The following is a 12,552-nucleotide window of genomic DNA, read 5'->3' as shown; positions in this document are numbered from 1 at the left end:
TTAGAACTCTATGCCGTTATGTTCAGCCCAGTTAGCAAGAACAACAAGCAGCCACAAATCACGATACTCACGAGGATCTACATGAACTTTTTGACACAAAGCCTCAACCTTAGATTTATCAACCCAAGAGGCATCTTTAAGCACCTGAATTCGATCTTTAAAATTATCTTTGAGCCAAAAACCCAGAGGCATTTCAAACCCTTTTTTTGAACCAGTTAAAACATCCGTAGGAAAAAAATCTTTAAATCCTTCTACTAGAAGCGGCTTGTTAAACGGCTGCCCAACCCACTTTTTATATGAACTTGGCATAGAAAGAACCAACTCAACAAAATCAATATCCAGAAAAGGAACACGCGTTTCTATAGTCCAAGCCATACTTACCGCATCGGTATCTTGCAGCAAAACACCTGGAACATACCAATCCAATTCTGCCTTAGAAAAAGCATTTAAAAAATCGTCCTCTTGAGCAAAAATACGCTCTAACGAAAGATCTTTTGACGAAAAATTCATAATCGATTTTGACCGCACATCAAACGATAATAATTCTGATAATTTTAAATAATTGGGAACACTTCGATATGCCAAATAAAGATCTTCACCATCAACCGCCCCATGCGCCAAAAATCCAACCCCAAAACGAGAAAACACAGCTTTTGCAAACGAGAATTGATCTGCAACATATTTTGCCATCCAAGAAAAACCATTAAATCCCGGCAACGTATACAGCCGACTCCTTTTTAATAATTCATTGAAATAGCGGTATCCCAAAAAAAGCTCGTCTCCGCCAATCCCAGAAAAAACAACTGGCGTATGCTGGCCTGCAAGTTGAGAAATCATAAACGTATTAAACCCATCTCCACTTGGCTGATCTATTGCTTGAATAAATTGTGTAAAGGCGCTTCGTGCATAAGCACCATCAACCTGAATTTCATAATGATTTGAACCATATTTTTGAGCTGTTTGACGAGCAATCGCCGATTCATCGGTTAACCCTTTGAATGGAGAAGAAAAACCCAAAGAAAATGTTGAAACCTTTTTATTACAAACCCTTGTAAGCATCGCAAGTAACAATGTTGAATCAATTCCGGCACTCAAAAAAACACCCAAATCAACCGCAGCCGCCGAATATTGCCCCACCACCTGTTGAAATTTTTCTTTAACAGCTGATACGCACTCTTGAAAATCTTTCCAGCGATCCTGAACCCGAACAGATGAAATTGTCCAAAACTTTTTATAGTGAAATTGCCTATCACTAAATTCAACAATAGTTGCGGGCTCCACAGAACGAACTCCCTTGATGATCGTTTCTGGCGCTTTTACAAATCCATATCGAACATATGCAGAAAGAACTGCGTAATTTATTTTTTTTTCGATAAGTCCACTTGCAATCAATGCTTTAAGCTCCGAGGCAAAAAGAACTCCCTGCACACCATTATGCTGAATTTGTGCAAAATATAATGGCTTGATGCCAAACTGATCTTTAATCAAATAGGCTTTTTTGTGAACAGCATCCCAAACAACAAACGAAAACATGCCGCGTAATTTTTGAATAAAATCAATGCCCCAGCAAGCAAAACCCAAAAGCAAAACTTCCGTGTCTGTGCCTGAATTGATTTTATACCCCTGCTGAATAATTTCTGGCATCAATAATTGATAGTTATATATTTCACCATTAAAAATAATGGTAAATCGCCCATCGGGCGTGGTCATTGGTTGAATACCAGAAGCGTGCTTGTTCACAATCGCCAATCGCTTGTGACCCAAAAATACTCGGGCATCTTTTGATGCAAAACGACCATCCCCATCAAATCCACGATGTGCTATTGCATGCATCATTCGATCAACTACCGAAACAAAAAATTGCTCTTGGTCACCAACAGATTCACATGCAATAAAACCAACAAAGCCGCACACCAAAAAATCTCCACTAGTGTTCTAGTTGACGATCATTCACAATAGCTGCAATTTTTCTCGGAGCTACAGATTTGCGACCAACAGGATAATACATAATCCCTGCAGCTGCCATTTCATGCGGATCAAAAATATTGCGGCCATCAAAAACAACTTTATCAGAAACAAGTAACAAATCTGATGGGGTTAACCCGACAAACGCCGCCCACTCTGTGCAAATTATTAAAAAATCACAGCTTTTTAAAACTTCTTTTACTGAATTAGCAAAATCAACTCGCAGTTGAGGATATGATAATTTTAACGAAGGAAGAGCTACCGGATCATACACAATCATCGATTGAACTTTATCAACAAGAGCATTCATAAGCGCTACCGCTGGCGAAGAACGAATGTCATCGGTTTCGGGCTTAAAAGCAACACCCAAAACACCACAACGACGAGACGAAAGCATTGAATCATAATATGCATAAATACGTGAAAGAAATGCCGAAACTTGATTCTCGTTAATCTCTTCAACGCATTCAGCAAAGGACATATCAACTCCGTGCACACGCCCAAGATGCATTAATCCTTGAATATCTTTTTTAAAGCAACTGCCGCCATACCCAATTCCTGCACGCAAAAAATGTTTTCCAATGCGAGTATCCGAACCCACACCCTTTTCGACAGCCGAGATATCAGCGCCAACAACGTCTGCTAGTAAAGCAATCTGATTCATAAAACTAATTCGTGATGCGAGCATTGTATTTGAAACATATTTTGTAAGCTCTGACGATTCGTAATTCATCGCAAATAATTGTGTTTCTTTATTCTGAACAAATGGTTCATACAGCTCAATTAGAACTTTTTTTGCCCACTCTGATTTTACCCCAAACACCACTCGATCAGGCTTCATAAAATCATTAATCGCACATCCCTCGCGAAGGAATTCTGGATTTGAAGCAACATCAAAATCAAAAGCATACGCACACGTTTTAAAGATAGATGCAAACAATTCTTCAGTTTTTTTACAAGTACCCACAGGAACGGTTGATTTTTGAACAAACAACATGCGACCACGCGCATTACGAGCAACCTCAACAACAACCGCCCAAACATCGGTCATGTCAACGGCACCATCTTTTTGCGAAGGAGTTCCAACGCAACAAAAAACAACTTCTGGTTCGGTTGAAAGCGCTTCTGAAATATCTGAAGTGAAATAAATATTTCCCGATCCAAGAGCAAGCCTCAGCAAACTATCAAGACCTGGTTCATAAAATGGAACCTGTCCAAGTTGCAGTGCCACAACACGCGACTCATTTCTTTCAACAACCACAACGTTGTGACCTGCTGAAGCAAAACAAACCGCTGTTACCAAACCAACATATCCGGCACCAATAACCACTATTTTTTTCATATCAAACTCCTGCCTGCCGACTTTTTTTCGCTGCAATCGTATGCAAAAAAGTACCAAGTTTTTTTGCCACTGCCTCGTGAGAATATTCTTCTTCTATTAATTTATTTGCCCGCTCAATACATCCTTGTCGCAACTGGTCATCCTGCAATAGCAACCTCAATTTATGCGCTAGATTATCAACATTTCCTTGTTCAAATACAAGACCCCCATCTTTTATCACCCACGGAATCGCTCCAGCATCAGATCCAACAACCGCAACACCATGGGCCATGGCTTCAATAAGAACATGTCCAAACTGTTCCTTCCAAAGAGCAGTATCCTTTGAAGGTAAGACGAGAATCGAAAGAGTTTTTATCAACTCAATCGCCCGATAATGATCGACTGAGCCTGTAAAAATAACTTTTTCTGCAACACCCAAAGACTCTGCCAAGTTTTTTAAAAAAATCTCTTCTTTCCCAGATCCAACTATCAATAATTCAAGATCTGGCTGAGACAAAACAACTTGCGCAAAAGCCTGAATTAAATTATCTACACCTTTTTCTACAGTTAATCGACCAACAAAACCAATACATTTTTTTTTCGAAATAATCTGTTCATGTTCAACATCAATTCCCAACTGTGGAGCCACCAGAACGGGTCCATTAAATCCATCTTCCCTGAGCAACCTTGATGCCTCAGGATTACCAACAACTGCCGCTGTTGAAAAAAAACGATTAAATCGCTCAATAAACGACCAAAAAAGCGTATACTTCCATCCCCACGGATGTCTCCAATTAACCCATGTAAAAAAAACAAAGGGTACAAACAAACCTTGCAACAAACAAACGGTTATAAATTGAAAATAAGAAAAAGCATTCAGCCCTTGTTCGACCAACAAAATATCTGGTGAGGTATTTTTTACAATTCGCCACACATCTCCCCATGAATATCTATGCAAAACTTCATTTCCGTGATGAGCAACCGAATATTCTTGAAAAAAAACCGTTCCCTTCTGATTTTTTGCCTGAGAACTAACGGTAAATAAAGCATCCTTCCACAGTGTCGGCGTAATAACAGTAACCAAATCAGCAGGATACACCGAAGAATAGACCTCCCACTTTTTTTTATTGATTGATGAAAGGTACGTGTGCCCCACTACCAAAAGTTTCATGTTCACCCTCTTTTTGTTCATCAATTGCTATAAAATGATTTTCTAACTCTGGATACGCGCGACTCAATGCCCATTGAAATCGAGTAAAAACTGTTTTTTTTGAAAACAATGCATTAACCAACGTCAACGCTCCCCGCGCATAAAAAGCATGTTTAACTCTATCTTTTTTAAGCTGCTCAACCCGATCAACCATTTCTTCAACTTCATTCAAATTCACCAGAAATCCAGTCATTCCTGGAATCACATAATCTAAAACACCACCACATCGCGTAGAAACCACTGGAACGCCCCATGAAAGCGCATCCAAACCCGCAATCCCCAGGCCTTCTTGGTCAGAGGTGATAACAAAAACAAATGCTTTTTTATATAATTCATCTAATTTTTGCTGCGAAACAAATCCATGAAAAATTATGCGACCAGCAAATCGCTTTTGCACGTCCAAAACAAGAGGATCTTCTTCTGGAAAACGCCCAACAATATCACAAAACACCATGTCATCGTTTTGACAAAGTTTTTCGCATACAGCCAACAGCATTGATAAATTTTTACGCGGATCTGTAAATCTTCCAACAGCTAACAGATGAATCCGAGGTCCCGTTTCTTTAATTTCTTGTAGCTTTATCTCCACAGGAACAGGACAAATTTTCATCAATTCTCGAGATTTTCCCAAAACTTGGGTACATAAATTTTGTGTATACAAACTAATTGGCAATAAAACAGTTGTTTGCGCTAAAATTTGTTTTTCTGAATACTGCAAAACGGGATCCGCTATTTTTTGAATAATTTTTTCAGACAAAGATGCTTTTTTTAACCGATGCTCACGATCGTGCGCATATGTTGAAGCTAACCAAAAAACAAATTTTTTATTCAATAAGACTGCGGGATGAGCAATGTGCGGTGTTCCACCTGTGACAAAAACATACTCATATTCGGATAAATATTTTTTCCAAATATTGTAAGTAAACCAATACAGCGAAGGTTCACTACGAGCTAGGACGGCGCCGATCTCGACACACTTCATGCCCTCGTATTCACGCTCAATAGAAGTTGATGAAAATCGCAGCTGTGAAAGACTCATCGCGACATCTGGATAAAAACTTAAACAATATACTTTTGGCTGAAAATACCGCTCACAAAATTCGTATACTATTTTTAACGAAGACAGCACTCCTCCGCCATCTCCTGGATGCGGCGCTATAATCGCAATTGGTGGCTTTGTGCGAACAGAAGAACCCATGAAATAATCCCCGGCAAATTATATCCTTAGCCAAAGCGTATCACGAGTTACAAAAGTGGTGAACAAAAACAACCGCCACGATCAAAAAACAGCTTCAACATTTTTTGCAAAGAATATATCTCAACTCGTTTTTTTGCTTCAGCTGCCATCTTAATTCGTTCTTCTGGATGATCTAAATACCAATTAATTTTTCGCTCCAAATCATCAACATCTTTATACATCGCGATTGATTCATTTTCTGTAAAAAGAATATCGGCATGCTCGTGTGAATAGGTGGCCAGTTGAAAAACCTCTGCCGCAGCAGCTTCCAAACTTCGCATATTGTGTGCTGTATAATTTTGTAATCGCAGTGGATTTAGCACAATCTTGCAAGCCCTCAGGCGATCAACCATCTGCTGCTTATACTCAGCAGAACCACAATACCGCTCATAAAGAATTTCGTCTTGGTCTTTATACTCATCCCATCGATTACCCCAAACGCCAATTTTTAACAGAGGCAAACGTTTAACTATTTGTGACAATAATTCAAAACGCTCATCATCGGCTGTGCCAATAAATCCAACGTCATACAATGGCTCTTTTGGTAAAAAATGTTCAAAAAATCGCGCATCATACCCAAATGGAAAATAACAAACATGCCTAACTCCCAACGACGTTAAAATCGGCATCAACGCTAATGACCAAGAAAGAACAACATCATACAACGCGAGAGATTCCACGACGCCTGGATTTGAATTTCCGTTCGTAAACAAAAACGGATTATCTGGATAAAATAAAATAAATCGAGTTTTCAATCTTTTTTTTAGTCGACTCAATGTCTTTGGCAAAATCGTGTCGCCTTTTAAAACAAAGCAAAAGTCAGGCTCAAAACTCGTACACAATTCTTCAAATCGCTGGTTAATTAGATAAGAAAAAATCGATGCAGAAATTCGATTAAGACGAAATCGAGATAATACGCCAAAAGCAGTTTCAACTCGGGTACAATCAAAACTCCGAACCTGATATCCATAATTTTGCAAAATCTCAACAAATGAATCTGCGTAGGCATAACCAGACAACGATGTTGAACGCTCACCAACAATAAGAATCTTATTCACTACGACTTCCCACAAGCCGACGACCAAAATTCAAAGTATATCGATAAATTGTTGCTATCGCATCCGTACAATCATTCCATGAAATGTGAAGCGCAAAAAATGTTCTTATCCAAAGAACAACAACACCTACAAACATCCCAATCGTCATAACAACGGCGCCACAAAAAGCTCCCGTTAAAAAATTACACAAAACAACTGTTGCAAAAAAAAGAGCTCCTCCCTGCACAAGATGCTGTTGAAACATAATCCAGGGTTGTCGCAATCCATATAAAAACAAACTTGGAACATCATCATAAAATGCTCGCAATGCACCATACAAACAAAGAAGTTGATACAACGGCACAGCCTGTCTCCAGGATTCACCCAAAACAATAATCATCCATACCGGAGCCAAAAATGCCAAAAATGCTTGAATCGGAAGTATCACCAAAAACTTAGTCATCTGAGCTAATAAAAAAATCTTTTTTAATTGCTCCAAATTCCCAACATTTGTCGCATACAACGGAGTTGCAAGCCGACCGCAGACCGTCGTAAAAATAAGCGGTAATGTCGCCATCTTAAAACTTCGAGCATACAGTCCACCTTGATGTGTTCCATGCGAAACACCGATAAACGCACCCATAAAATCATATAAAAAAAGACTCACAAGGCCACTGCAGGCCGTTGCAATCCCAAAAGAATGAATCCATTTTTTTAATAATAAAAAATCAAATTCTCGTGAAAAACGCCAAGACGAGGCATACACATACCCGGCGCATAAAAAAATTTTTTCACTCAACCGTTGAACAACTAACGCAGAAACCCCAAAACCATTTTTAACCGACACAAGAGCCAAAACAAAACTCAACACCAAGCTTACAATTTCAAGTCCTGCAAGCTGACAAAGACGATACTCCCTCTCCAAAATAGTTTTGTACGTCAACGAAATTTTTTCGAATAAAAAAGCAAGCGCCAACAAAAGTGCAATTCCATGCACATCAGAAAAAAAAGATATGTTTTTTACATATCCTGTCGCCGCAACCACTAAAAGCGGAATTAATCCTAAAAAAAATCTTATTTTAAGGTGTGTTGCATAAACCACCTCTGCCTGCGCCTCGTGCTCATGCAAAATGGCCTGATCCCAACCCCAATCAGTTAACGCATTAAAAATATCTAAAGAAAAAACACCAATAACCAAGCGCCCAAAATCGGCGGGATCTAGTAAGCGAGCAAGCCAAAAGGTAAAAAAGATTGAAAAGAACATAGAGCCATAATGACTTGCAAGAAGCGAAAACCCCTTTAAGACATATTGTGACTCTATGTTTTTTTTCATTGATTTGCCAAAATGCGCGCGTATTGTCGAACTATTTTTTTGCCATACGCATTCCAGGAGTATTTTTTGACATGGCTTTGTCCAGCAAGCCCCATTTGATACAAGTCTTCTTGATGCGCATACGCCCAACCAATTTTTTCAACTAATGCATCAGTATTTGCATGCGGAACAATAAATCCATGAGCTCCGGATTCGATAACATCTTGCGCACCCGTTCGGTCGGTACATAAGACAGGGACTCCAGCTGCAAGCGCTTCTGTGTAAACCATTCCCCAGCCATCTTGTACAGACGGAAGAACTAACAACGATGCTTCACTGTACCATTTTTTTAGATCAGCTTGTCTTACCGATCCTACATAGTTCACCGAAGGCGAAACCATAATGTCACCAGTAAAATCGAATGGAGATCCAATAATTGTTAATTCTGCTGTACTTGCAGGAAGATTTAACCGCTTCCATGCTTCAAGCAAGTAACCGATACCTTTTTGCAAAGACAACATACCAACAAACACAACTTTGAATTTTTTTGGCTGCTCAAGACGAGAAACATAAAACTGATCTACATCAACCCCATACGGCGTTAAAATCAATTTATGAGGCGAAACACCTTGATCGATAAAACTTTGCTTAACATGAGAAGACGGAACTGAAATGTAATCAGCAAGTGCATATTCTTTAAGCATTTTTTCGCAATTTTCTGAATTAATTGCTGCCGGTTTTACACCCCAACGCTCAGCTTCTTCTTGAATTATTCTTTGTTGCTCTAAGATGTGCATCGAACCAGATTCGATCACAAGCTTTGCGCCCATGTTTTTAATAGTCGCAATACTTTTTTCAACGTAATGCGCCCAACCAACAACGATATCAATGTCTTTTGCTTCATGGAGTTTTTCATCAAACCACTCATCAAACCATCGATCCTTCATTACGTACCAAGATGCAGGATTCATAATGTATCGTCCTCCAAAAGAGTTATACACATTATCCCAAAACCCTACCGATTTATTGTAAAAGATTTTTTGCTCTGGAACGTAATTTTCATCTCCCTGTCTATAACTTGCAGTGTACAAGCCATGCAAAACATCATATCGCTGTAGTTGATGCGCTAAATGAAATGCATGAAACCTGCCCCCCGCAGCCACCGCAATCTTCATAGAATTCCCTGCTTTAAAAGTTTATTTTCCACCCCATAAACACTATTTGCATTCGCCTGCTCTTGCAAAAAATATTCAATCGTTTTTTGCAATCCTCGAGTCAAATCACAGGTTGGATTCCATGAAAACAACGTTCTCATTTTTGTAATGTCTGGACATCTTTGCGGAGGATCATCATGGGGTAATGGCTTGAAGATAATTTCTGATTTGCTTCCCGTCAGATGAATAATTTTTTCCGCAAGTTCCAATAATGTTACTTCGTGAGGATTACCAATATTAAGTGGGCCAGTAATTTCATCACCAGACCATAATACCCTCATAATGCCTTCAACCAAGTCATCAACAAAACAAAAAGATCTTGTCTGTAGTCCGGAACCAAACATTGTAATTGGCTGATTTGCAAGCGCTTGCGTAACAAACGTGCTTACGACCCTTCCATCATCAATGCTCATGTACGGACCATACGTATTAAAAATACGAATGACCTTGATATAAGTACCATACACACGAAAAAAATCGAAACACAATGATTCTGCAGCGCGCTTTCCTTCATCGTAGCATGCGCGAATACCAATAGGATTGACATTCCCCCAATATTCCTCTCTCTGAGGATGCTCCAACGGAGAGCCATAAACCTCACTTGTTGAGGCCTGCAAGAATCGCGCACCAGTTTTTTTTGCAAGTTCTAATAAATTTAATGTTCCCAAAAAAGATGTTTTAATTGTTTCAATCGGTGCCGACTGATACCAAATGGGAGATGCTGGACATGCAAGATTCATAATATAATCAGCAACAATTTCTAGTGGTTTTGTAACATCATGATTGATTATCGAAAATCGCGGATTGCTTAATAAATCATCCAAATTTCGACGCTTACCTGTAAAAAAATTATCCACCCCAATAACTTCATGCCCATCAGCAAGAAGTCTACGACAAACATGCACTCCCAAAAAACCAGCAGCCCCAGTTACTAAAATTTTTTTCATATACTCAAATCTTAAAAGATCATAGACATGCCTCAACATGAAACAAATCAAACCTGCTAATGTCAAGATACGAATACCTAAAACAAACTCTTTTTATACTCAAATTAAGAAATATTAAAATCATTCAACTTTACACGGAGAAAAAATCGCGATATCGTCTCCGGCGAAACTAAAGGATTCTTCCGAGTTTTATCATGATGCGATTATGTTTTTTAATTTGTTTATTGTTTGCTCATTTGAGCGTCTATTCGCAGGAAATCAAACGAGTTTTGTATTCACCTTACGGCATAATTCACTACATACAAACAACAACAACAAGAAGCGCCGACAGCCAACTCACCACCGTCAACACCGAAATTAATTTCCAGCCATACGAAAATAATCAGACAACGGCGAGCTCATCTTCTCATTCGAATGAATCAAGCCATTCACAATTCTCTAGCTTTAGTGATCGCCGACAGCAAAGACGTGAACGCCTTGCAAATCTTACCCGTCAGAGCACTGAGCAAATACTCGATTACGCAAGACAAGCAACCAATGAATACTACCAAACCCACCGATCTGCGGGCTCTTTTCTTGGATTTGCAACTAGGCCGATGTGTTTTGTAGGAACAGTTCTTGATTCTGGCATGGTTGAATATCATCCGATTCTTGCCGGTCAAAATCCTGATGAATGGTTTGATTTAGGCGCATTTTATAGTCCACGCACCGATCCTTTTTTGCAGCATATTGTAAGAAATGCACATGAACAAACCATGGACGATGTCAGCCGCATGGTGCGCAGTTGGTCAGATGAGCAGCACATAGAATTTGAAAAACACAAAGACGTGCACAATGACTACGCCGAGTACCTCAACAATAAATACAGTGGCTGGGCAAAAAACTATGGCGGGTACCACTTTCATCCATCAGCGCTGTATACCATGTCCAAGTATCGCATCTCTCCCTGGAGCGTTATTGATGCACTCGATTATGGGAAAAAATCAGGTGCCGACGAATCGTATAATCCTTTTTTAAAAATTTATTCGAGCAACCAAAGCGCAGGGTTTCGCGTCTTGCTCAGGAGCAACATGGTGCGCAAGAGTGAGATTTTAGCTGTCGCAAACGAAAATGATCCACTTGAAGAACCAAGCGATTCTGCCAAAAACCAAGAATTTAGTAATCGCAAGTGGGAAGAACGTTGCCTGCTCAAAAAAGCGCGCGAAAAAGCATGCGCGCTCAAGCGCACCCAAGACGGACTTTTGGAACTTTCGTTTCTTGAGGGTTTGTACAAAACATTTTCTGCAGAACAAAAAGCATCACTCGCATCGTTTGATGCACAGCCCCTTGGCATGGACATGTATGAATACAATATTTGCCATCACGACCAAGAAATGCAGGTTCACTATCACCTCTTCAGACCAAGCGCAACACGGTTTGTTGTCGAAAATAAATTACTTCCAAATGAATTAATCAAAAGTTTTTTGCACGCAGACCGATCAACCTGGATCAACCACCCTGGATTGACGATCGCGATTAACGATGCAACAGATTTGTGCATGCTGATCGATGAAGGCAACAAGCGCATTCATACCATTTTTAAAGGCGCTGCCTGGGGACGCAGGCTCAACACGCCACCCTTGCCAGAATGCTCACATGAAAAAGCTGTTATGCGTGATACGCGTGATTGCACAGACATATTCAAAAAATATAATTCCCTTTCGGACGATGAAGCTGCCGATCTTTCAGACACGCTCTGGTTAGATCACCTGCATCCCTCGCCCGAACGGTGGGAACATGAAACAACCTGTTCTTCTGATGGGATGTCATTTTATGGGTGGCATTTTACAAAAGTAGCCCTTTTTGGGGCGCTTGTGTGCGATGTTTCACCTCGTGTTGTAGCTACCGCCCTTGGGCAAGCTTCTACTTCGGCCGGCGCGGCTGTTGCGACAGGATCGACCTTCGCACTCGCACCCAACCTGACATGCTTGGCAATCGCCGGGGCCGGAGCTTTTGTGGTCTACAATGTCGCGCAAAAAATTGTGAGCCGTATTGTACGTGTTATCGAAAAAATAAAGAATCTCGTAAATTCATTGGGTTTTATTTCAGACAATATTTCGTCAGGGGTTCTTCCTTCTACTGTCATGAAATCGCCTGAGGATATTCGTTATGCTTCGTTCGTGCGTGAAATTAATGATGTCAGAAATGATATATGTGCTTTTAATGACGACATTCACGCAAGCAAAACAACGGAAAATGAATTGCCCTCTGGGAATAATGATCCTGGAGGTCCCAAAAAACCAGATGATGAAGATGAAGAAAAGAAAAAA

The 12,552-nt window shown here is 39.9% G+C and carries 9 protein-coding genes; 1 reads left to right on the top strand and 8 read right to left on the bottom strand.

What is annotated here, in order from left to right; translation table 11 throughout:
• Genes asnB through FJ366_02425 form a run of 8 tightly spaced genes read right to left on the bottom strand, consistent with a single transcriptional unit; the run spans position 1 to position 10,243 of the window.
• Positions 1-1,917, bottom strand: a complete 1,917-nt coding sequence (gene asnB, locus FJ366_02460) for an asparagine synthase (glutamine-hydrolyzing) (protein ID MBM3894435.1) — start codon at positions 1,915-1,917, stop codon at positions 1-3.
• Between the two features lie 10 nt (positions 1,918-1,927).
• Positions 1,928-3,307: a UDP-glucose/GDP-mannose dehydrogenase family protein gene (locus FJ366_02455; protein ID MBM3894434.1), complete on the bottom strand. Its 1,380-nt coding sequence runs from the start codon at positions 3,305-3,307 to the stop codon at positions 1,928-1,930.
• A gap of 1 nt (position 3,308) precedes the next feature.
• Positions 3,309-4,478 carry a glycosyltransferase gene (locus FJ366_02450; GenBank protein ID MBM3894433.1) on the bottom strand — a complete coding sequence of 390 codons (1,170 nt, stop codon included), beginning with the start codon at positions 4,476-4,478 and terminating at the stop codon, positions 3,309-3,311.
• Entirely contained in the window at positions 4,411-5,694 is a 1,284-nt protein-coding gene (locus FJ366_02445; GenBank protein MBM3894432.1) for a glycosyltransferase family 4 protein, read from the bottom strand. The genes FJ366_02450 and FJ366_02445 overlap by 68 nt, the downstream gene beginning before the upstream one ends.
• A 47-nt stretch (positions 5,695-5,741) precedes the next feature.
• Complete coding sequence (locus FJ366_02440) at positions 5,742-6,791, bottom strand: glycosyltransferase (GenBank protein ID MBM3894431.1); 1,050 nt, start codon at positions 6,789-6,791, stop codon at positions 5,742-5,744.
• On the bottom strand, positions 6,784-8,103 hold the full coding sequence (locus FJ366_02435) for a hypothetical protein (GenBank protein MBM3894430.1): 1,320 nt from the start codon (positions 8,101-8,103) through the stop codon (positions 6,784-6,786). Before FJ366_02435 ends, FJ366_02440 begins: the two co-directional genes overlap by 8 nt.
• On the bottom strand, positions 8,100-9,257 hold the full coding sequence (locus FJ366_02430; GenBank protein MBM3894429.1) for a glycosyltransferase family 4 protein: 1,158 nt from the start codon (positions 9,255-9,257) through the stop codon (positions 8,100-8,102). Before FJ366_02430 ends, FJ366_02435 begins: the two co-directional genes overlap by 4 nt.
• Complete coding sequence (locus FJ366_02425) at positions 9,254-10,243, bottom strand: SDR family oxidoreductase (protein ID MBM3894428.1); 990 nt, start codon at positions 10,241-10,243, stop codon at positions 9,254-9,256. The genes FJ366_02430 and FJ366_02425 overlap by 4 nt, the downstream gene beginning before the upstream one ends.
• 194 nt (positions 10,244-10,437) lie before the next feature.
• Here FJ366_02425 and FJ366_02420 point away from each other — a divergent pair.
• Positions 10,438-12,552 (top strand): hypothetical protein (locus tag FJ366_02420; protein ID MBM3894427.1); only part of this gene is annotated, 2,115 nt, incomplete at its 3' end.

Source organism: Candidatus Dependentiae bacterium, assembly GCA_016871815.1.
Classification (GTDB): Bacteria; Babelota; Babeliae; order Babelales.
This window is presented reverse-complemented; position numbering and strand designations above follow the sequence as displayed.